This window comes from Sphaerimonospora cavernae, assembly GCF_042435035.1.
GTDB lineage: Bacteria > Actinomycetota > Actinomycetes > Streptosporangiales > Streptosporangiaceae > Sphaerimonospora > Sphaerimonospora cavernae.
Genome location: NZ_JBHMQT010000003.1, coordinates 415,224 through 435,971 on the forward strand (window position 1 = coordinate 415,224; position 20,748 = coordinate 435,971).

A 20,748-nucleotide genomic window follows, 5' to 3' on the forward strand; every position below is an offset into this window, starting at 1 on the left:
CTAGACTTGTCCGCATGACGACGCTGCTCCGCCCAGGGCGCATTTCGCCCACCCGCAAGGTCCCCGCCCATATCGTCCGGCCGGAGTACGTGGGGAAGGCCGAACCCAAGAGGGGCGACAGCGACGTCCAGACCCCGGAGACCATCGAGAAGATGCGGATCGCCGGACGTATCGCCGCGCAGGCCCTGGAGGAGGTCGGCAAACACGCGGTCCCCGGCGTGACCACCGACGAACTCGACCGTGTCGGCCACGAGTTCCTCTGTGACCACGATGCCTACCCCTCGACGCTGGGTTACCGCGGCTATCCCAAGTCCCTGTGCACCTCCATCAACGAGGTGATCTGTCATGGGATCCCGGACGACACCGTGCTGCGGGACGGTGACATCGTCAACGTGGACATCACCGCCTACATCGGCGGCGTGCACGGCGACACCGACGCGACGTTCCTGGTGGGCGAGGTCGACGAGGAGTCCCGGCTGCTGGTCGAGCGGACCCGTGAGGCGATGATGCGGGCGATCAAGGCAGTCGCCCCCGGACGGCAGCTCAACATCGTCGGCCGGGTGATCGAGGCCTACGCCAAGCGCTTCGGGTACGGCGTGGTCCGCGACTTCACCGGCCACGGGATCAGCACGTCGTTTCACTCGGGGCTGATCGTCCCGCACTACGACGATCCGTCGCTGTCGGTGACCATGGTGCCGGGGATGACGTTCACGATCGAGCCGATGCTCACGCTCGGCACTATCGACTACGAGATCTGGCCCGATCAGTGGACGGCCGTGACCAAGGACCGCAAGCGCACCGCCCAGTTCGAGCACACGATCCTGGTCACCGACTCGGGCCGCGAGATCCTCACGCTCCCCTAACCGGTCATTCTGCCGGTGAGGCCGGGAAGCCGCTACTCCGCCGTCGCGTCCCGCTTGTTCAGCTTGCTCAGGTAGTCGTTGTAGGCGTCGAGATCCGCGTCACCGGTGCCGCCGGTCTTCGCGGCGACGGCGTCGGCCCGCCGTTCGGCCCGGCGGGCCGCCCGATCGTCCGCACGCCACCACTGGAAGCCGAGTGCCAGCAGCACGATCAGCGTCGGGACCTCGCCGAACGCCCAGGCGATCGCTCCGCCGGTCTCCTGGTCCGCCAGGGAGGAGACCCCCCAGGTCCGGCCGAGTTGATCGTAGTAGCCGGCGGCCAGGACGGCGCCCATGCTCATCACGGCGATCCCGAAGAACGCGTGGAACGGCATCGTGACCATGAGCAGCAGCAGACGCCCGAAGTGGGGCAGCTTGTTCGGCGCGGGGTCGACCCCGATGATCACCCAGAAGAACAGGCTGCCGCTGAGCAGGAAGTGCGTCATCATCGCGATGTGCCCGATGTGCTCCTGCATCGCGGAGGCGAACAGCTGAGTGAAGTACAGCGCGAACGTGGAGACGATGAAGATCGCCGTCGCGATGGCGGGATGAGTGAAGAACTTGACGACCCGGCTGTGCAGGATCACCGTGATCCATTCACGAGGCCCTCGGTCGCCCTTCCGTACAGCCGGCCTGAGCGCGCGCAGCGCGAGCGTGACGGGCGCGCCCAGCACCAGGAAGATCGGAATCAGCATCGAGAGGATCATGTGCTGGGTCATGTGCACGCTGAACAGCACGGGCCCGTAGCGCGCGACACCGCTCTGGGTCGTCAACACCATGATCACGATGCCGAGAAGCCAGCTGACCGTACGCCCCCACGGCCAGCGGTCGCCGCGGCGGTAGAGCCGTACGACTCCGGCGAGGTAGAGCCCGGCCAGCACGACGGCGAGCGCGGCGAAGAACAGGTCGAACCACCACAGCGTCAGCAGGTTGCCCAGGGTGAGTGGAGGCGGCACCAGGTAGCCGAGCAGTTCGAACGCCCGGTCCAACGGCACCTCGACCGGCGGCGGAGCGGTGCGCGACAGCGCGACGGCCAGGCCCATCGTGGCCGCCATCACCAGGATCTCACCGAGCGCCAGCCCCAGGAACGCGTGCGGCTCGCCGGAGGCCAGGCGGGGCAGGGTCCGCCTGCGATGCCGCCATCCCACGAAACCGAGCAGCACGAACGCGGCGATCTTGGCCAGCAGGATCAGGCCGTACGACGAGGTGAACAGCGCGTCGACCGAGGCGAGCCGGGCGGCCACGCTGGCGAGGCCGGACACTCCGACGCCGATGAAGCACCATAACGCCATGCGGGAGAACCGGTCGGCCGCGACCGCGAGGTGACGTTCTCCACGCAGCGCGTGCACGGACAGGACGGCCAGCCCACCCACCCACGGTGCCAGGAACAGCAGGTGGAACGCGACCGAGGTGGTGGCGAGCCCGTGGTTGGGCGACGAGGCGGAGTGACCGGTGAGTGCCGGCGGGAGGAGCGTCACGAGCGCGAGGGCCAGCAGTCCGGCGGCGACACCCGCGGTGATCGCGTTCCGGGCGAACAGGGCGATGGCGACGCCGAAAAGAACGACCAGGGTGAGCGCGACACCCTGTGATGTCTGGCTCGCGTAGCTGGTCAGCATGGCACTGTCGATGAGCTCGCTGACCGGCTGGCCGAACGTGTTCGAAGCGCCGAAGACCAGCGCACCGGCCGCCCCGGCCGCCCAGGCCAGCGCCGTCCAGGAGGCGGCCCTGACATAGAACTGTGCGGTCTCGCCGAGCAGGCCCTTGTCGCTGGGCAGGAAGGTCGCGGCGGCGGCCAGCAGGCCCACGGTCAGCACGCCGGCAACGTCCACGGTGAGCTTCGAGATGGGCAGCATCCACCGGGTGACCACGCCCTCGTCGGGCAGGCCGGGAATGATCCGCGGGGTGGCCGCGCCGCTGAGGATCATCGTGATCGCCAGGGCGCCGACCGCCGCGCACAGCGCCGCGAGGGTCAGGCGCGCGGCCCGGTTCACGGCTTCTTCCGCAGACTGAGGAACAGTCCGATGCCGACTCCGGCGATCCCGAAGATCACGGCCCAGGCCCAACCGGGAATGGTCGTCTCCTGAGCGTCCTGAGCGTTCTGGGCCACCGACGTGGCCGCCGGGGCGGCCTCGCCGGAGCCCCCTTGGGCGCCTTCGACGCCCTGGGGGCTTTCAGACCCCTGGGAGCTCGCGGAATCCGGCGCGGCCTCGGACGCACCGGGCGAGCCGATCACGGTGAAGGGAATCTCCCCCTCCACCGGGTGCCCGTCGGTGGAGACGACCCGCCAGGCGATCGTGTACTTGCCGGGGGGCACCGACGGCGCGACCGCCTGGGTCACCTTCGGCCCCTCGACGACGGGAGCGCCGCTCTCATACCGCTTGCCGCCCGGGCCCTGCACGACCACGACGGGGAAGCGCACAGACTCGGTGAACTCCAGGGTCACCTTGCTCAAGGTCTGAACCTGGGCGTTCTTCGCCGGATCACTGCTCCTGAGTGAGGTGTGGGCCCACGCCGGGAGGGCGAGCACCACTCCCAGCGTCAGCGTCACGATCAACCCGGCGACGGTGGCGAACGAGTATTTTCTCATGGCAGCCCCAGGCTACCCAGCCGGGTGGCCGGTCCGTCAAAGGCCCACACAGGCAAGGGCCCGATGGTAGGCTGCCGTGCTCGCCTCGTGATCGCCCAGGCGGCCCAGCGTCTCGGCGACGGCCTGCCAAGTCTCGGCCACCTTCCGCGTGGCGGGAAGACGCTCCAGACACCCGGTGGCGGACCCCAGCTCGGCGACTGCCTCCTCGTCCTGCCGCCGCATCCAATACGCCTGGCCGAGCACCAAGTGGGCGTCAGCGAGCAGGGCACTGTTGGTTCCCTTGGCAGCCTTCTCCCTAGCCGCAAGCGCATGCGCGGCCGCCTCTTCCGGTCGACCGAGACGCATCTCAGCGCGAGCGAGGTCGAGCAGACAGTGGGCGACGTCCGCCGTACCAGCGGACGATTCTCTCAGCTCTCCCAAGGCACGTAGCGACAGGTCCCGAGCTGCTCGTGCCTCCTCGGACCGTACACGAAGCAGGAGCATGCTGTAATCGGAACGCAGACGAGCGAGATTCCGCGGCTCTCCGTTCTCCGATTGAACGGCCAAGGCTCGTTCGACGAGGGACATCGCCTCCTCGCCGGATCCGATCGCCTCCATGATCATCGCAGCATTCCAGCAGGCGGCCACGATGGAACGGGGCGTGCCGAGCGACTCAGCCGCCGCCAGCAACTCGTTGGAGAACTGCCTGGCGCGAAGGAGATCACCTCGCTCGATATAGGCGAACAGGAGCGTGGAGCCGAGCTCGACCAGGCCATCAGTCCAGGTTGGAGTAGCCACGGCCAGCCCCAGCGTCTCTTCGCCGATCCGCACCGCAGCCTGGAATTCGCCGAACTCGCGATAGCACCGGCAGAGCGCGATCGCTATCTGGACGCGGCGCTCCGGGGACTGGGCTTCCGTGTCCGCTTCGCGAAGGGCGGTCAGAACGGCGATCGCCTCCGGGAGGTCGCCGCAGGCCTCCGTCGCCAACGCGTACCCGTACCGCGCGTCCTGCTGGAGAGATGCCAGGCCGGCAAGGCTGTTGTCCTTGAGCAGTTCCGCGTACCGACGCCTGGCCTCGGCCAAGTCTCCGTTCTCGAGAGCAAGACGGGCGAAGCGCAGCCCAAGTTCGAGCTCTTCCATCTGCTCGGCGGTGACGCCGTTGACCAGGAAGGTGAGCGAACAGTCCAGTTTCTGGGCGAGTAACTCCAGGACCGCTGGGGTCGGAGTCCGCTTCCCGCTCTCGATGAGGGACACGTAGCTGTCCGACAACTCGGGATGGGCGAGCTGCGCCTGAGACAGACCCCGCTGCCTACGGATCATCTTGATCCGCTCACCGATCAAACCTTGACTGGTCACGTGCACCTCTAGAGAGAATGTAGGCCCGACAGTTAGTCCCTTATGGAAGGACTCTCATGCGCCGCCTCGTCCTGCTTGCCATGACTGCCCTGGTATCAGTCAGTCTGGTCACTGCGGCCAATGTTACGACCGCGAACGCCGACACGTCATCACTGTCTGAGTACGCTCTTCGCGGCTGCTGCTAACTCGTTACCCGCCGCCCTGGTCGCACACCAGGCCGGCCCGGCACCTCTCCCCCCGCTGGTCCTCCCCTTGTCCCCTGGAGAGGACCAGCGGAGGGAGAGGTAGAGAAGGAGCGCCGAAGCGATCCAACCGGGACAGGCGAAGGTTCCTGGCCAGGAGAGCACGCTCGATGACCCTGAGCCATCCCGCTCAGCGTGTCCTCTCGTCATGTGCCCGCCTCGCCATTAACCGAAGACCGGAATTTGCAATTCAGTGCTGTCCGAAACCACCGATGCCCAGCCAAAAGTAGAGGATATCTAGACGGGAAAAGTAGCATTTACCTGATCTACCAGGAGCGGTCGTTGATCCACCTTTACGGATACCGCGCCATCAAGTGGAGTTCGATAGACGCATGAAGCAATCGGATGAAACCGGCCAGCTTCAACCCTCAGCGCGCCGCCTTCGGGTGCTTGGCCCTGTGCTGGCATGGCATCAGCAGCGGAGAGCCGAACTCGGACCTCCCTTGCAGCGAGCCGTCCTCTGCATACTGGCAGCCCAGGCCGGCCAGGTCGTCTCGAAGGAACAACTGATCGGCGGCCTGTGGAGGGAACGCGTACCGAAAACTGCCGAGCAGAGCATCTACACGTACGTCGCCGGGCTGAGGCGGGCACTGGAACCGGATCGCGGTCCGCGCGAGCCTTTCCAGTTACTCGTGAACCGACCGGGAGGGTACGCATTACAACGCGGACGGTTTCATATCGATGCCGAGGAGTTCGAGGACCGGATCGCCGAGACTCGCCGACTCCTGACCAAAGGTGATCGTCGAGGATCGCTGCGAGAATTGGAGACGGCCCTGCGGTTATGGACCGGACCGGCGCTGTCCGGAATTCCCGGCCCATTCGCCGAGGCGGAACGGGCCCGGCTGGAGGAGCTTCGCCTGATCACGGTTGAGGATCGCGCCGACATCCTGCTCGGACTGGGCCGTCACCAGGAAGCTCTCCCGGCATTACATGACCTGGTCGGCGAACACCCCCTCCGGGAACGGGCCAGAGAACTGCTGATGCTGGCGCTCTACCGCTCCGGTCGGCAGGCCGATTCGCTGGCCGCCTACCTGGACATCCGCCATCTCCTGGCGGAGCGGCTCGGGGTGGATCCGGGTGAGAGCCTGCAGAGGCGCTATCACGCGATCCTGCGGAGCGGCCCGACGCTCGACTCGGCCGACCCCGATCAGGGACAGATCAGGCTCGGCTCCCGGTCACCGCTTCACACGGGGGATCCCGAGGCTCCGGTGCCGCGTCAACTCCCCCGCGCCATGGACGGGTTCGTGGGCCGGACCGATGAGTCCGTGCGGCTGCGTTCACTGCTGGCTCCCGGGGAGAGCGCCCCGCCGCAGGCCGTGGTCGCCATCACCGGCCCCGCGGGAGTCGGCAAGTCGGCGATGGCCGTTCAGTCCGCCCACGCCGTCGGCGATCACTTTCCGGACGGCCTGCTCTACGCCAACCTGCTCGGCGCGACACCGGGGGTCGAGCGGCTGAAGCCGATCGACCTGCTCGGCAGGTTCCTGCGCGCCCTCGGTGTGCGCGCCGAGGCCGTACCGCATGAGGTCGACGAGGCGGCGGCCATGCTGCGGGACACGCTGGCCGGGCGACGCGTCCTCGCCGTACTCGACGACGCGTCCGGCCCCGATCAGGTGCGCCCGCTGCTGGATCTGCCGTCGGGGAACGCGGTCCTGATCACGAGCCGGGAGTCGTTCGCGGCGGTGGACAACTGCGCTCAGGTACGTCTCGGCATGATGGTCCGCTCGGAGGCGGTCACCATGCTGGCCAAGCTGATCGGGGCGGGGCGCGTCGCGGCGAACCCCGCCGTGGCGGCCCGGCTGGTGGATCTCTGCGACGGCCTGCCGCTGGCCCTGCGACTGGCCGCGGCCCGCCTGATCGACCGGCCGCACTGGGGCGTGCGGCACCTGGTCGAGCGGCTCGAAGACCGGGGCCGGATCCTGCACGAGCTGGAGTCGGGCGACATCGCCGTACGGTCGAGCCTGGAGCTGAGTCATGACACGCTCTCGCGCAGTTCCCGCCCCCTCGATCGCCTGGCGGCCCGGACACTGTGCCACCTCGGCATTCTCCATGTGCCAGACGTGACTTCGCATGTCGTCGCGGCCCTTCTCGACGCCTCCGTCGACCAGGCGGAGAGGTCGCTGGAACGCCTGACGGAGGCGCACCTGCTCGAGTCGCACGAGTTCGGCCGTTTCCAGCTTCATGACCTGGTGCGGCTGTTCGCGATGGAGCTGGCGGAAGATCATCTGACCCATGAGACTCGATCGGGCGCACTCAGCCGGGCTCTCGGCCTCTACGGGGTGACGGCGCGCCTGGCCACCCGGCTGGTGGACCCCCACCGTGTCCAGCCACCTTGGCCCCACACCGGCCCGCAACCGGCCCCTCTCTCGAGCAATCAGGATGGCCATGCCTGGATGGAGCGCGAGCGGGCGAACGTTCTCGCGGCCGCATCCCAGGCCATGTCGGCACCAGACGACAGTGTGGCCAGCATGGGCGCATACGTCGGTTTCTCGCTGATGTGGCACCTGTATCGCGCGGGTCATCGAAATGAGAATCTGCGGACCAACCAACAGGCTCTCGAGGCGGGGCAACGCCTCGGCAACCAGGAAATCATGGCGCTCGCCCACGGCTACGTCGCCATGACGCTCACCCGCATGGGCCAGGCGGCCGAGGCGTTGCCCCATCAGCTCGCCGAGCTGGAACTCCAGCGCGGCCTGCGGAATCGGTTCGAGGAGATGCGGGCCCTCGGCAACCTGAGCGTCGCCTATCTCAACTTGGAGCGATACGCGGACGCTCTCGAATGCTCGGAGATCCAGTTCGCGATCGCCCGGGACATCGGTGCGGATGTGGGGCAACGACATGCTCTGAGCATGCTCGGCTGTGCCCACCGAGGCCTGGGAAACCTGAGTGAGGCCGGCGCCACGCTCAGCGAAGCGGTTTCGCTGTCGCGGGCGGCGGGAGACCAGTTCCACGTGTCTCACACGCTCAGGTGCCTTGCCGAGGTCCGCCTGGACCAGAATGATCCCCTGTCGGCGAAGACCTTGCTCGAGGAGGCTTTCGCCATCGGCCGGGAGATCAGGAACCACGATGCCGCGCCATGGTGTCTCACCCATCTCGCCACGGCGAACCGGCTTCTCGGCCAATTCGAAAGTGCGGTGGCCTACGCCACTGAGGCGGTCGCGGTCGCACGTGCGATCAATGACAAGCGCCGGGAGGAGATGGCGGCCTGGGAGCTGTCAACGGCCCAGGAGGCCCTAGCGGCCGGCGCTCAGGGCCAGGAAGAGGTCGATCCGGTCGGCCATCGATGACAGGTCCTTGCCGGTGAGCTCCTCGATCCGGCGTACCCGATAGCGGACCGTGTTGACGTGCACGTGCAGCCGCTCGGCGCAGCCGTTCCAGGATCCCGCGCACTCCAGAAACACCTCGAGCGTCCGCACCATCTCGGCGCCGTGACGCCTGTCGTAGTCGGCCAGCGGACCCAGCAGCCGTTCGGCGAACGAGCGACGGATGTCGCCCGGCACGGTCGCCAGCAGCAGCGCATGCGTGTAGATCTCGTCACTGGTGGCCACTCCCCCGCCGCGTGCCTCGGCCATCCGCCTGGCGTGCCCGGCCTCCTCCAGCCCGCCGCGGATCGCCTGGGCTCCGGTCAGCGCACTGCTCACGCCGACGGCCGCGACGATGTCGGGCAGCTGCGCGGCCAGCAGTTCCGTACGCTCCCGCAGCCGCGCCGCCAGCTGACCCGCCGTGCCTTCTGCTAACGGGACCAGTGCTACGCATTCCCCAGACGACTCCCCGGACTCGGTGCGAACCGCCGCGACCACCCGCCGGTCCAGTATTTCCTCCACCACCCGCCCCCCGAGCAGGGCCGGATCCGGGCCACCGGCCGTCCCGGCCTGCCGCACGGTCCCCTGCCGCGCCGCCGCCGTGGCCGTCACCACTGCGTACGGCTCGGCCGCGTCGATGCCGCAGGTCCGCAGCCGGGCGGACAGCTCGGCCGGCTCACCTCCGGCCCACGCGAGCGCGACGAGTTCCTCGGCCAGCCGCCGCTCGACCCGGCGGCCCTCCTCGAACCGGGTGCGGGCCATCGCCACGCACGACGCCAGCTCGAAGCCGATCTCGGCCTCGACCTCGCCGTGGCACACCAGCGCCCACCCCGCGGCCCGGTGCGACCGGTCCACCGCGAACAGCGTGAACGTCCCGCCGTCCCGCACGACCGCCGGCAGGCGGACCGCGCCCAGATAGGCGCGGGCCAGCCGTACGGCCATGCCCTCGGGGAGGTCACCCGCGATCATCGAGCCGACGGCCGAGACCACGGCCGCGGTGACACCCAGCTCGTTCTCGATCAGCGAGAACAGCTCCTCCAGCCCCACTCCCTCGGCCACGGCGGCGACGATCCGGCGCCGGCGGCCGAGTTCGCCGCGCAGGTCTCCGGCCCGGATCCCGGCCAGCCGCCGGCCCACGAGGTCGGTGATCTCGCCGAACGACACCTCGACCGGCACCTCCAGCAGCGGCAGGCCCCGGTCACGGCAGGCGGCCACGAGGTCGTCGGGGATCATGCCGAGCCAGGCGTCGCCGGCGCCGAGGGCGACCACTCCGGCATCGGCCAGGGCGGCCACGAACCGTTTGGAGTCCGCGGCCTGCCGCCGCCACATGAGACCGGTCAGTACGAGCTCGCCCCCCGTCAGGTAGCGCGTCGGGTCGGGCAGGTCGGTGACGAGGACGTCGCTGATCTCACGGTCCAGCGACTCGTCCCCCGTGAGGAGGCCGAGGCGGAGCTCCGCGACGGCGAGCAGATCCCTCAGCAGCACACAGCACAGCGTATTCGGCGAAACCGAATATTTGGAGAAAGCTACAAGCGTCGATGCCGCCCGTCACCACGATTCCATGGTGTACGTCGATAGGCCCGGCCGATTCGCGTTGGTGTACTGCGGACATGACCATTGAGACCGGGCGCCGCTCGGGCGTCGGCGAGAGCGTCCTGCGGCCGGACGGGACGCTCAAGGTGACCGGCGAGTTCGCCTACGCCTCGGATCTGTGGCTGGACGGCATGCTGTGGGGGGCGACGCTGCGCAGCCCGCACCCGTCGGCGTGGATCCGCTCGGTCGACATCGGTCCCGCCCTGGCCATGCCCGGTGTGTTCGCCGTACTGACCCACCGGGACGTGCCCGGCGAGAAGTCTTACGGCCTGGAGCACCGGGATCAGCCGGTCCTCGCCGTCGACCAGGTCCGCTACCAGGGAGAGCCGGTGGCGCTGGTGGCCGCCGACCACCCCGAGACCGCCCGGCGGGCCGCCGCCGCGATCGTCGTCGAGTACGAGCCGCGCGAGGCGGTGGTCGATCCGATGCGCGCCGCCTTCGACGCGGACTGCCCCGCCGTACACCCGAACGGCAATCTCGTACGGCACCAGCCGGTCAGGGTGGGAGACACCGAGGCGGCCGCCGCCGGGGCCGAGGTCGTCGTCACCGGCGAATACGAGGTGGGCATGCAGGACCAGGCATTCCTCGGCCCCGAGTCGGGCCTCGCCGTACCGGCCGAGGACGGCGGGGTGGACCTGTACATCGCCACCCAGTGGCTGCACGTCGACCGGGACCAGATCGCGCCGTGCCTCGGCCTGCCGCCCGGCAAGGTGCGGCTGTCGCTCGCCGGGGTCGGCGGTGCGTTCGGCGCCCGCGAGGACCTGTCGATGCAGATCCACGCCTCGATGCTGGCGCTGCGCACCGGCAGGCCGGTCAAGATGGTGTACGGCCGCGAGGAGTCGTTCCTCGGGCACGTCCACCGCCACCCGGCGCGGATGCGCTACGAGCACGGCGCGACGCGCGACGGCCGGCTGGTCTACGTCAAGGCCGAGATCGTGCTGGACGGCGGCGCGTACCGCTCATCCACTCCCGCCGTCGTCGGCAACGCCGCCTCCCTCGGCGTCGGGCCCTACGAGGTGGCCGACATCGAGATCGACGCCTACGGCGTCTACACGAACAACCCGCCGTGCGGGGCGATGCGCGGGTTCGGCGCGGTCCAGGCGTGCTACGCCTACGAGTCGCAGATGGACCGGCTGGCGGAGGCCTGCGGGCTGTCGCCCGTCGAGATCCGGACGCGTAACGCGGTCTCCCAAGGCTCCAGGATCGCCACCGGCCAGCTGATCGACACACCGGCGCCGCTCGCCGAGATGCTCGCCGAGATCGCGGCCATGCCGCTTCCCGAGCCGGTCGCCGTCCCAGCGGACCTGCGGCTGCTGCCGGGTGGCGTCTCGCAGACGACACACGGCGAGGGGGTGCGCCGGGGCGTCGGCTACGCCGTCGGCCTCAAGAACATCTGCTTCTCCGAGGGCTTCGACGACTACTCGACGGCCCGGGTCAGGCTCGAGTCACTGGCCGGCGAGCCGCACGTGCTCGTACATACGGCCGCCGCCGAGGTCGGCCAGGGCCTGGTCACGGTCCAGGCCCAGATCGCCCGCACCGAGCTGGGCATCGACCGGGTGACCGTCGCCCCGGCCGACACCACCGTCGGGTCGGCCGGCTCCTCCTCGGCGTCCCGGCAGTCGTACGTCACCGGCGGCGCGGTCAAGACCGCCTGCGAGGCCGTACGGCAGCGCCTGGACGCGATGCGGGCCGAGCACCCCGGCCTGCCACTCGACGAGCTGCTCGAGCGGTTCGGTCCGATCGAGGAGACGCGGGAGTACCGACATCGGCCGACGGGGCCGATGGACCCGGTCACCGGCCAGGGCGACACGCACACCCAGCTCGCGCTGTGCGTCCACCGGGCCGTCGTCGACGTGGACGTCGAGCTCGGCCTGGTCAAGGTCGTCGAGCTGGCCGCCGTCCAGGACGTCGGCAAGATCCTCAACCCCCTGGCCCTGGAGGGGCAGATCCACGGTGGCTCCGCCCAGGGGCTCGGCCTGGCCCTGATGGAGGAGATCCAGGTGCGCGACGGGCGGGTGCTGAACCCCTCGTTCACCGACTACCTGATCCCCACCATTCTCGACATGCCGCCCATGCGGCTGTCGATCCTGGAGAACCCCGATCCGCATGCGCCGTACGGGCTGCGCGGCGCCGGGGAGCCGCCCACGCTGTCGTCGACCCCGGCGGTGGCGGCGGCCGTGCGGGCCGCGACCGGCCTGGCGCTCCCCCGCGTCCCGATCCGCCCCGAGGACATCGCGCTCACGCCCGCCTCGATCTCCTGATCTCAGGTGATGTCGCGGGGATCGCAGGCGACGCCGTTGCCGTCCACGTCCTTGTACCAGTAGTACTCGGGGTGCACACCCTTCGTGTACGGCCCATAGCCGCTGGCGGTGGCTTCCCGGCAACTCGCGAACCTGGGGTCTGTCTGCCCGCCTGTGCTCGCCACCTGGGTGCCCACCGGTTGGGTGGTTCCACCGGCCGTCGACAGTTGGCCGTCGGACTCTATGGGAGCCTGAGTGAACGCCGGCTGGGTCGACTGATCGGCGGGCTGGATCGCGGGATCGGTCTGCGGCTGGGTGAACGCGGGCTGGGTGGGCTGATCGGGCTGGGGCTGCTGGGGGGCGGCGGAACCGGTCAGCAGGGTGAGCAGCGTGTCGGCCTGCTCCTTGGTGAAACCGGCGATGGCCAGGCTGTCCTGGTCGATCTCCTGAGCGACCCGGGGGGCCGCGACCACCTTCTCGCCCGCGACGACCGCGAGCTGCTGCTTGACGGTCTCCCGGGTGAGGTCGGCGATCTGGTCCAGGTTGGCCGGGGACAGGACGAGCCGCAGGGAGTAGCTGCCGTCGTTCTCCGCCACCTCCTCGATCTTCTGCACGGTGGTCACCGTCACGCCGGGATCGAGCTGGTAGCACATGGTGCCCTGGGCGTCGGGGACCCCGTCGGTCTCGGTGCAGGGCGCGGCCCTGACCCCGACCACGGGAGCGAAATGCACGGGCGTCGCCAGTTGACGCAGCGACACCTGCGACAGAGGTGCCGCGTCCGGGTTACGGGTCATCACGACCGCCACCGCGCCGAGAGCACCGGTCATCACGACGACCAGGCCGAGCGCGACGATGAGGGCGAGTGTCGTCCCCCGGGCGGCCTGCGGCTCCTGCGGCCCCTGTGCACGCTTGGGCGCCTCCGGCTCCTGAACGGCGCCCTCGGGCCGATCTCCGCCTGCCTCCGGGGCCCCGCCTGCCTCCGCGCCCACGTGTGCTTCCGGGGCTAGGCGTGCTTCCGGGGCTACGCCTCCTGGCCCAGGCTCCTCCTGGCGCTCGTTTCGCATCCCGTCCTCGATCCCTGCCATCGTCCGCAGAGCCTACCGAGGTACACCAAGGGCGCGTAATCAGTAAGCAAAACGACATCCACCCCTACCCCACCCCACCCCACACCCCCCGTGATCTTGCGAATGCCCGCAAGAACGTCCCCTGAGCTGCGCAGACCGGCTTCGTGATCTTGCAGTTTCTCGCAGGCGACCCGTCTGACATGCACTGTCGCGTTAGGTGATCTTGCAGTCATACGCAAAGTGCAAGATCACCGACGTCGTTTTCGCAGCTCAGGGGTGGGACCTGCGAGAAACCGCAAGATCACGAACGGGAAAGTGCCTGCTCACGGCGTAGACCTGCGAGTATTCGCAAGATCACGGGATGGGGGTTGGGTTGGCTGATCGTCAGGAGGCGGCGGGCGACGGGTTCGGCGACTCCTGAGGCGCGGGCGACGCCTGGGGGGCGGCCGACTCGTGCGGGTCCGCGGTCGGCTCCGGCGGCAGCGGCTGGTCTTCGGTGGTGTCCACGGCGCCGCTGCAGGACGCGCCGAACTCGGGGGTGTAGTTCGGGTTCTGCCTGTACTTCTTGATGTACACGGGCAGGCGCGGATCGTCGGCGCCGTCGAGCTTCAACTGGTGGTTCCACGAGCTGGCCACAACCTTGGCGGGCAGCCCGGGGTACGGGCTGAGCAGCATGTAGTCGGCGGACGCCAGCGTCTTCAGCTTGTCCACCTCCGCCTTCGGCAGGTCTGGCTGATAGGTGATCCACACCGCGCCATGCTCCATCGCATGGACCGCATGCTCATTGTGAATGGGCTTGTCATAGATGCCGCAGTTCTGCCAGTACGGGTTGTGCTCGCCACCCGCCGGCGGCGTCTGCTTGTAGGAGACCTTCTCCGGGGTGTGGGCACCACCCTTGTAGTCGTAACTCGCGACGGCGTCGAGCGACTTGCCCGCCCTGTCGTTGACCACATAGAAGGCGGCCAGACCGACCAGCACGACGATGACGAGGCCGCCGACGCCCCACACCAGGAGGGCCGCGCGCCGCTCCTTGCGCTTCTGCTGGGCGCGCATGCGGGCGAGGTGCTCACGTCTCGCCTGCGTCTTCTCCTTCGACATCCATCCTCCAGCCAGCGATCACGGATTATCCCCCTATGAGGTATGGAGAATAGTGGGTATAGGGATAAACACCGCGCAAGCGTGAGGCCGATGTGACCAGACGGCTCCGGGTCTCACCGGCGAGCGCGTGGAGTAGCCTGTCGGCGATGACCACCGATACGGGCCTGTCGCCCGACACCGTCTCACGGCCCAGGAGGACCACGCCGATCCTCGGAGTGATCGCCGTCGTCGTCGCGGTGGTCGCGCTGCTGCTGTTCCTCACCAGGTCGCAGGCCCCGGGCGACGCCTCCTCTGAGGCGGGTTTCGCCCGGGACATGGGCGTACATCACGCCCAGGCGGTGGAGATGTCGTTCGTCGTGCGGGACAAGAGCACGGACGGCCAGATCAGGACGCTCGCCTACGACATCATCACCACGCAGAGCACCCAGCGTGGAATTTTCATGGGCTGGCTCCAGCAGTGGGGCCTCGACCAGGCGTCCCTCCTGCCGCCGATGACGTGGATGGCCGGGCACGGCGGCCACGGCGGAGCCGACGCCGCCACCACCGGCTCCATGCCGGGGATGGCCTCCGACGAGGAGATGAAACGGCTGAAGTCGGCGGCGCCGGGCAAGGACGCCGAGGTTCTGTTCCTCCAGCTCATGATCCGTCACCACGAGGGCGGGGTGGACATGGCCGAGGGCCTGCTGAAGCTGTCCGGCCGGGCCGAGGTGCGTTCCCTGGCCCAGCACATCGTCGACGGGCAGATGGCGGAGATCAAGCAGATGCGGGAGCTTCTCACCGATCGGGGCGCCCAGCCCCTGCCCTCCATCCTCAGGAGGTGATCGGCGCCCAAGAAGTGATCAGGCGCTGAGCTCCTCGGCCAGGGCGGCGGCGAAGGCGTCGACATCGGTCTCGGTGGTGTCGAAGGCGCACATCCACCGCACCTCCACCATCCCGCCGCCGATCTGCTCGTCCCAGTTGTAGAACCGGAACCGCTTGCGCAGCCGGTCGGCGACGTCGGCGGGCAGGATCGCGAAGACCCCGTTGGCCTCCACCGGACGCGGCAGCGTCACCCCCGGCATATCCCGTACGGCGTCGGCGAGCCGTCTGGCCATCGCGTTGGCCTGGCGGGCGCTGCGCAGCCACAGGTCCCCTTGAAGCAGCGCCTCGAACTGCACGGAGACGAACCGCATCTTCGAGGCGAGCTGCATGTACGTCTTGCGCAGGTACGGCAGGCCGCGCGCGGCCGCGGGATTGAGCACGACGACGACCTCGCCCAGCAGCAGACCGATCTTGGTGCCGCCGAACGACAGCACGTCCACCCCGACGTCGGTGGTGAGCGCCCGGAGCGGGAGGTCCAGGGCGGCGGCCGCGTTCGTGATCCGCGAGCCGTCGAGGTGGACCAGCAGCCCCAGCTCGTGGGCGTGATCGCAGACGGCCCTGATCTCGGCGGGCGTGTAGAGCGTGCCGAGCTCGGTCGCGTTGGAGATCGACACCACGCGCGGCTGCGCCCGGTGCACGTCGCCGAAGCCCCACGCCTGGCGGTCGACCAGCTCGGGCGTGAGCTTCCCGTCCGGGGTGGACACCGGGAGCAGCTTCAGCCCGCCGGTCACCTCGGGGGCGCCGCCCTCGTCGGTGTTGATGTGGGCACTCTGCGGGCAGATCACCGCCTCCCACGGGGCGCACATCGAGCGCAGCGAGACCACGTTGGCGGCGGTGCCGTTGAACACCGGGAACACGTCGGCCCCCTCACCGAAGTGCCGGCCGAAGAGGTCCCGCAGCGCCTCGGTGTAGACGTCGTCGCCGTAGGGGACCTGATGGCCGCCGTTGGCGAGGGCGATCGCCGCCAGCACCTCCGGGTGCACGCCGGCGTAGTTGTCGCTGGCGAACGTCCTGGCCGCCGGGTCGTGCCGCCGAACGGCATCCGTTGTCACGAGAAATCTCCATCCTTCGGGATCGGCGCGAGGTCGATTCTGCGGCCGTTGAGTGCGGCGGCGTCCTCGTCCCACAGGCCGGCCACGGCCGCCGCGATATCCCGCACGTCGGTGAAGTTCTTGAACTGCTTGTCGGGAGCGGCGGCCCGCATCGCGTCATGCACCAGCGCGGTCACCACCAGGATCACGGCGGCGGAGGCCGTACCACGCAGCGCGTCGGCGAGCGACAGGGTCCAGGCCTCGGCCGCCGCCTTGGCCGCCGCGTAGGCGGCGTTGCCCTGCGTCGGCTGCTGCGCCGCCCGGGCCGAGACGATGACGAACCGGCCGTCGTCGCCGGCTTTCAGCAGCGGCTCGAACGCGAGCGACACGTTCTGCAGAGTCCGGATCAGCAGGTCGTGCAGCAGGTCCCAGTCCGCGAGCGAGGTCTCGGCGAAGGTCTTCGAGCCGCGCCAGCCGCCGACGAGGTGGACGACGCCGTCCACCCGCCCGTGCTCGGCTCTGATCCGCTCGGCCAGCTCGGCCACGGCCGCCGCATCCAGCAGGTCCACGTTCAGGCACCCCTCGACGCCGGACCGGTCGACCGCGATCACGGTGTCGCCGCGTTCGGCCAGCCGCCGCACCACGGCCTGTCCGGTCGGGCCGCCGGCTCCCGCGACCAAAATCACCCTGCTCATCACGCTCATCACGCTCATCCCTTCCGGTCGACCCGGTTGCTCACGCCCGGATGCCTCTCGTGGTCTCCACCACCTCCGTGAGCTTACGGCGCAGCGCCTCGTAGAACATGCTCAGTGGGAACTCATCGGGCAGCACGGCGTCCACCATGGCCTTCTGCTCGGCCGGCAGCGCGTGCCCACCCTGCCGCCACACCGACGTGGGGTGCGGCTCGACGTACGTCGCGACGAGCTGGTGGGTGGCGAGCCAGTGCGCCGCCTTGGGCCGGTCGATGCCGTCGCGGTAGAGCTTGTCCACCTCGCCGCGCAGGTCGGCGACGCCGTCGGCCACGCGGGCCCAGTCGATGGTGAGCCGGTTGTCGGTCCAGCGGACGATGTCACTCCGGTGCAGGTAGGCGAACAGAAGCTGGCCGCCGAGGCCGTCGTAGTTGCGGACCCGCTCACCGGTGATCGGGAAGCGGAACAGCCGGTCGAAGAGGATCGCGTACTGCACGTAGCGCGCGTGCGGCACGCCCGCCGCCTCCAGCTTCACCGCCTCGCCGAACGCGGTCAGGTCGCAGCGCAGCTCCTCCAGCGCGTACAGCCAGTACGGCATCCGCTGCTTGATCATGAACGGGTCGAACGGCAGGTCGCCGTGGCTGTGGGTCCGGTCGTGTACGAGGTCCCACAGGACGAAGGTGTCCTGGGCGAGGTCCTGCGAGGCGAGCAGACGGGCGGCGTCCGGCGGCAGCGCCAGCTTGAGCGTCCTGGCGGCGGCGTCGCTGACCGCGCGGAACCTCGCGGCCTCCCGGTCGCAGAAGATGGCACCCCAGGTGAAGCTCGACGGGGCCTGCCGTACCGTGACGGTCTCCGGGAACAGCACGGCGGAGTTCGTGTCATAGCCCGAGGTGAAGCCCTCGAACACGATCGGCACGAACATCGGGTTGTCATAGCCGCCACGTTCCAGCTCGGCCAGCCAGTCGGGCCAGACCACCCGGATCCAGACGGCCTCGACATTGCGGTCGCTGTTGCCGTTCTGGGTGTACATCGGGAAGACGACCAGGTGCTCCAGGCCGTCCACCCGCTGGGTGTCGGGATGGAAGGCATTCAGCGAGTCGAGGAAGTCCGGCACACCCAGCCCGTCCGACACCCACGTGCGGAAGTCGGCCACCACCGCGTCGAGGTAGTCGCGGTCGTGGGGGAAGGCCGGGGCGAGCGTGGTCACGTGGTCGCAGATCCGGGAGATCAGCCCGGCCGCGCGGTCCCGGTCGCCGCTGATGGAGCCGTCCTTCGCCTGCAGCGGGCGCAGTTCCTCTACGGCGGCCTTCAGCCGGGCGAACTCCGCCGCCACCTCTGCCCGCGGCGCCGTACGGAACCGCCCGTCCTCGGGCATCCGAGCGGCCCAGGTGACGAGGTTGGCCCACAGCGGGACGTGGTCGTAGTCGCCGATCGAGTCGTCGCCGAACAGGTCGGAGTCGGCCAGCACCACGACGCGGCCGCGGCCGTGCCGTACGGCTGCCGCCAGCGGGCGGCCGGCGGGATCGGCGGTGGGCGAGGTCCGGAACAGGACGGTGGCGCCGTCGGGGAGGGCGGCGAGCGTTCCCGAGCGGTAGAAACAGGCCCGGCGTGCCCGCGCCAGCAGGTCCTGCCCGTCCACCCGGGCGTCCACTCCGTCCGATGGCGGCGTGCCGAGGACCCAGGTGGCGACCCTGTTGTGGCAGTTCGCGGGGTCCTGGACTGTCACGTGCTCGACGGCGACGCCGAACCGGCCGAGCAGGTCGGCGAGGTTGCTGCCGTACTTGTCCTGCTCGCACTCGGCGAGCACGACCAGCCCGCCGCCGGCGGCGACATATGCCTCGACGGCGTCGATCTCCTCGAGGGTGAAGACCGGGCTCCCCGCGCCCGTGGTGCGCTCCCAGCGCTCCCCGGAGGGATGCGCGACCACGAACACGTCGCACGCGTCGAGCAGGCCGGGCGTGACGGGGCCCTCGACGTGGGGACGGACGGTGTGGCCGAGCCGTCGCAGGACCTCGGCGGCCTTCACGTAGCCGCTGTCGTCGGGGTGCGCCGGATTGATGACCTCGGCGATCTCACGCCGGATCGTCCATGCCTCGCTGTGCGCCTCGTCGAACAGGACCGCCGGGAAGGCCTTCATCAAATATCTCCCGTTTAGTGAGCCATCTTCCAAAAAATATACACAAAGGCCGGGCTTCAGCGATAAGTCAGTCGTACGGATGACGTCGGATCACTCTGACGGCGGATGTGCCGCATCCGGGCCGTCACCTATGGTCCCCGGCCGTACAAGAGACGACCCGAAAGGGAAAGATCGATGTTCAAGCCGTCCGACTCGGTGGCCTTCCGGCGCTCGGTCATCGCAGCGACGCTCATCGCCTCGCCGGTCCTCCAGCTCGTCGCGAACCTGGTGGATCCGGGGACGTGGGGCGATGACCGCGAGGTGGTCAGTTATGGCGACAATCCGGCGCTGGCGCAGCTCCAGTCCGCCCTCTACCACTGGAGCTGGTTGCTCCTGCCGCTGGCCGTGATCGGCCTGACGCACCTGACCCGCCGCCGCGGCGCCGTGCTGGGCCACATCGGAGGCGCGTTCGCCGTGCTGGGTTTCCTCAACCTGTCGGCACTGCTGATGGGCGACCCGGTGCAGTGGTGGTTCGGCCGGCACTACCCGCCGGACCAGGCGGAGAAGCTGTTCGACGAGGTGTTCGACCTGCCCGGGGTGATATTCGGGTTCCAGCTCCCGTGGGTGTTCCTCGGACCGATCGGCCTGTTCCTGTTCCTGATCGCCCTGACCCGCACCGGATTCGTCCGCTGGTGGGTCCCCGTGGTGGGACTGCTGGTCTGGATCCTCCCGAACGTCATGGACTATGGCCCGCTCAGCCTGCTCTGGAGCGGCGGCAACCTCCTGGTGCTCGGCTACCTCGGGCTGCGGGTGCTGCGGATGAGCGACGCCGAGTGGGCCGCGCACTATCCGAAGGGCTACCCGTCCGCCGATCCGGGGGCGACCACGCCCGACTCGTACGCGAACACGACCGCCTGAGCCCGGTCACGCAGGTTCAGCTTCATGAGCACGCGGGCGACATGGGTCTTCACCGTGGCCTCGCCGACGAAGAGCGCCTTGGCGATCTCGGCGTTGGTGAGACCACGGGCGAGCATCCGCAGGACCTCGAGCTCACGCGGGGTGAGCTCGGACAGCTGTGGCGGGCGCACCGGCTCGCGCCGCCCGGCGAAGGAGGCGATCACCCGGGTCGTGACAGCCGGGTCGAGCAGCCCGTCGCCGGCCGCGACGACCCGGATGGCCGCCACGAGCTGCTCGGGGGGCGACACCTTCAGCAGGAAGCCGCTGGTGCCGGCGCGCAGCGCGGCGTACAGGTTCTCGTCGGTGTCGAACGTGGTGAGCATGATGATTTTGGGAGGGTGCGGCGTGTCGAGCAACCGCCTGGCCGCGCTGAGCCCGTCCATCCGGGGCATCGAGATGTCCATGAGCACGATGTCCGGCCGGAGCCGCTGCGCCACCGCCACCGCCTCGACGCCGTCGCCCGCCTCGCCGACGACCTCCATGCCGGGCTCGCTCTCGACCACCATGCGCAGGCCCGCCCGGACCATCACCTGGTCGTCGGCCAAGACGACGCGGATCGTCACTTCGTGACCTCGCTCATCGTCGCCCCCTGGGAGATCGGCAGCGCGGTCGCCGCGGTGGACGCCTCCAGTGTGCCCAGAGCCATGATGGCGAGGCCGATCAGCAGGTCGGCCCGGGAGAGGCGGGAAGGCAGCATGAACCGAACATTAATCGCTTTCCGGCGGAGCGCGCATGGA

16 protein-coding genes are annotated in these 20,748 nt (G+C 69.3%); 5 read left to right on the forward strand and 11 right to left on the reverse strand.

Annotation, left to right across the window (positions count from 1 at the left end; translation table 11 throughout):
• Nucleotides 1-14 precede the first annotated feature (14 nt).
• On the forward strand, nucleotides 15-863 hold the full coding sequence (gene map, locus ACFHYQ_RS02425) for a type I methionyl aminopeptidase (RefSeq protein WP_394299377.1): 849 nt from the start codon (nucleotides 15-17) through the stop codon (nucleotides 861-863).
• 32 nt (nucleotides 864-895) lie between these two features.
• On the opposite strand, the gene ACFHYQ_RS02430 is transcribed toward map, so the two are convergent.
• Genes ACFHYQ_RS02430 through ACFHYQ_RS02440 form a run of 3 tightly spaced genes read right to left on the reverse strand, consistent with a single transcriptional unit; the run spans nucleotide 896 to nucleotide 4,821 of the window.
• Nucleotides 896-2,890, reverse strand: coding sequence for a bifunctional copper resistance protein CopD/cytochrome c oxidase assembly protein (locus ACFHYQ_RS02430; RefSeq protein WP_394299378.1), 1,995 nt, complete (start codon nucleotides 2,888-2,890; stop codon nucleotides 896-898).
• Nucleotides 2,887-3,486, reverse strand: coding sequence for a copper resistance CopC family protein (locus ACFHYQ_RS02435; RefSeq protein WP_394299379.1), 600 nt, complete (start codon nucleotides 3,484-3,486; stop codon nucleotides 2,887-2,889). The genes ACFHYQ_RS02430 and ACFHYQ_RS02435 overlap by 4 nt, the downstream gene beginning before the upstream one ends.
• A gap of 36 nt (nucleotides 3,487-3,522) precedes the next feature.
• Nucleotides 3,523-4,821, reverse strand: a complete 1,299-nt coding sequence (locus tag ACFHYQ_RS02440) for a helix-turn-helix domain-containing protein (protein ID WP_394299380.1) — start codon at nucleotides 4,819-4,821, stop codon at nucleotides 3,523-3,525.
• Nucleotides 4,822-5,395: 574 nt separating this feature from the next.
• Here ACFHYQ_RS02440 and ACFHYQ_RS02445 point away from each other — a divergent pair.
• The gene (locus ACFHYQ_RS02445; protein ID WP_394299381.1) at nucleotides 5,396-8,347 is read left to right on the forward strand and encodes an AfsR/SARP family transcriptional regulator; all 2,952 of its coding nucleotides are present in this window, start codon (nucleotides 5,396-5,398) and stop codon (nucleotides 8,345-8,347) included.
• On the opposite strand, the gene ACFHYQ_RS02450 is transcribed toward ACFHYQ_RS02445, so the two are convergent.
• Nucleotides 8,294-9,847 (reverse strand): PucR family transcriptional regulator, encoded by a 1,554-nt coding sequence (locus ACFHYQ_RS02450; RefSeq protein WP_394299382.1) that lies wholly within the window; start codon nucleotides 9,845-9,847, stop codon nucleotides 8,294-8,296. The two genes, ACFHYQ_RS02445 and ACFHYQ_RS02450, sit on opposite strands and share 54 nt — an antisense overlap.
• A gap of 125 nt (nucleotides 9,848-9,972) precedes the next feature.
• Here ACFHYQ_RS02450 and ACFHYQ_RS02455 point away from each other — a divergent pair, with 125 nt between their 5' ends.
• Complete coding sequence (locus tag ACFHYQ_RS02455) at nucleotides 9,973-12,216, forward strand: molybdopterin cofactor-binding domain-containing protein (protein WP_394299383.1); 2,244 nt, start codon at nucleotides 9,973-9,975, stop codon at nucleotides 12,214-12,216.
• Nucleotides 12,217-12,218: 2 nt separating this feature from the next.
• Here ACFHYQ_RS02455 and ACFHYQ_RS02460 read toward each other — a convergent pair whose 3' ends face one another.
• Together ACFHYQ_RS02460 and ACFHYQ_RS02465 are read right to left on the reverse strand one after the other, a co-directional pair.
• A complete protein-coding gene (locus ACFHYQ_RS02460; RefSeq protein WP_394299384.1) occupies nucleotides 12,219-13,184 on the reverse strand; it encodes an excalibur calcium-binding domain-containing protein in 966 nt (321 codons plus the stop codon).
• Nucleotides 13,185-13,643: 459 nt separating this feature from the next.
• The gene (locus ACFHYQ_RS02465) at nucleotides 13,644-14,357 is read right to left on the reverse strand and encodes a thioredoxin-like domain-containing protein (RefSeq protein ID WP_394299385.1); all 714 of its coding nucleotides are present in this window, start codon (nucleotides 14,355-14,357) and stop codon (nucleotides 13,644-13,646) included.
• A 146-nt stretch (nucleotides 14,358-14,503) separates the two neighbouring features.
• Between ACFHYQ_RS02465 and ACFHYQ_RS02470 the strand changes: the two genes are divergently transcribed.
• Nucleotides 14,504-15,178, forward strand: a complete 675-nt coding sequence (locus ACFHYQ_RS02470) for a DUF305 domain-containing protein (protein WP_394299386.1) — start codon at nucleotides 14,504-14,506, stop codon at nucleotides 15,176-15,178.
• Between the two features lie 18 nt (nucleotides 15,179-15,196).
• On the opposite strand, the gene ACFHYQ_RS02475 is transcribed toward ACFHYQ_RS02470, so the two are convergent.
• Genes ACFHYQ_RS02475 through ACFHYQ_RS02485 form a run of 3 tightly spaced genes read right to left on the reverse strand, consistent with a single transcriptional unit; the run spans nucleotide 15,197 to nucleotide 19,075 of the window.
• A complete protein-coding gene (locus ACFHYQ_RS02475; protein ID WP_394299387.1) occupies nucleotides 15,197-16,270 on the reverse strand; it encodes a threonine aldolase family protein in 1,074 nt (357 codons plus the stop codon).
• Entirely contained in the window at nucleotides 16,267-16,944 is a 678-nt protein-coding gene (locus ACFHYQ_RS02480; RefSeq protein ID WP_394299388.1) for an SDR family NAD(P)-dependent oxidoreductase, read from the reverse strand. Before ACFHYQ_RS02480 ends, ACFHYQ_RS02475 begins: the two co-directional genes overlap by 4 nt.
• Nucleotides 16,945-16,984: 40 nt before the next feature.
• The gene (locus ACFHYQ_RS02485; RefSeq protein WP_394299389.1) at nucleotides 16,985-19,075 is read right to left on the reverse strand and encodes a DUF6421 family protein; all 2,091 of its coding nucleotides are present in this window, start codon (nucleotides 19,073-19,075) and stop codon (nucleotides 16,985-16,987) included.
• Between the two features lie 174 nt (nucleotides 19,076-19,249).
• On the opposite strand from ACFHYQ_RS02485, the gene ACFHYQ_RS02490 reads away from it, so the two are divergent.
• Nucleotides 19,250-19,972 carry a hypothetical protein gene (locus ACFHYQ_RS02490; protein WP_394299390.1) on the forward strand — a complete coding sequence of 241 codons (723 nt, stop codon included), beginning with the start codon at nucleotides 19,250-19,252 and terminating at the stop codon, nucleotides 19,970-19,972.
• Here the strand turns inward: ACFHYQ_RS02490 and ACFHYQ_RS02495 are convergent.
• Nucleotides 19,912-20,574 (reverse strand): response regulator, encoded by a 663-nt coding sequence (locus ACFHYQ_RS02495; protein ID WP_204016787.1) that lies wholly within the window; start codon nucleotides 20,572-20,574, stop codon nucleotides 19,912-19,914. The two genes, ACFHYQ_RS02490 and ACFHYQ_RS02495, sit on opposite strands and share 61 nt — an antisense overlap.
• Nucleotides 20,571-20,708, reverse strand: a complete 138-nt coding sequence (locus tag ACFHYQ_RS02500) for a hypothetical protein (RefSeq protein ID WP_394299391.1) — start codon at nucleotides 20,706-20,708, stop codon at nucleotides 20,571-20,573. Before ACFHYQ_RS02500 ends, ACFHYQ_RS02495 begins: the two co-directional genes overlap by 4 nt.
• Between the last annotated feature and the right edge of the window lie 40 nt (nucleotides 20,709-20,748).

Coding starts and splice junctions, on each gene's coding strand:
- map (WP_394299377.1), top strand. CDS start 15: ATGACGACGCTGCTCCGCCCAGGGCGCATTTCGCCCACCCGCAAGGTC.
- ACFHYQ_RS02435 (WP_394299379.1), bottom strand. CDS start 3,486: ATGAGAAAATACTCGTTCGCCACCGTCGCCGGGTTGATCGTGACGCTG.
- ACFHYQ_RS02445 (WP_394299381.1), top strand. CDS start 5,396: ATGAAGCAATCGGATGAAACCGGCCAGCTTCAACCCTCAGCGCGCCGC.
- ACFHYQ_RS02455 (WP_394299383.1), top strand. CDS start 9,973: ATGACCATTGAGACCGGGCGCCGCTCGGGCGTCGGCGAGAGCGTCCTG.
- ACFHYQ_RS02465 (WP_394299385.1), bottom strand. CDS start 14,357: ATGTCGAAGGAGAAGACGCAGGCGAGACGTGAGCACCTCGCCCGCATG.
- ACFHYQ_RS02470 (WP_394299386.1), top strand. CDS start 14,504: ATGACCACCGATACGGGCCTGTCGCCCGACACCGTCTCACGGCCCAGG.
- ACFHYQ_RS02480 (WP_394299388.1), bottom strand. CDS start 16,944: ATGAGCAGGGTGATTTTGGTCGCGGGAGCCGGCGGCCCGACCGGACAG.
- ACFHYQ_RS02485 (WP_394299389.1), bottom strand. CDS start 19,075: ATGAAGGCCTTCCCGGCGGTCCTGTTCGACGAGGCGCACAGCGAGGCA.
- ACFHYQ_RS02490 (WP_394299390.1), top strand. CDS start 19,250: ATGTTCAAGCCGTCCGACTCGGTGGCCTTCCGGCGCTCGGTCATCGCA.
- ACFHYQ_RS02500 (WP_394299391.1), bottom strand. CDS start 20,708: ATGCTGCCTTCCCGCCTCTCCCGGGCCGACCTGCTGATCGGCCTCGCC.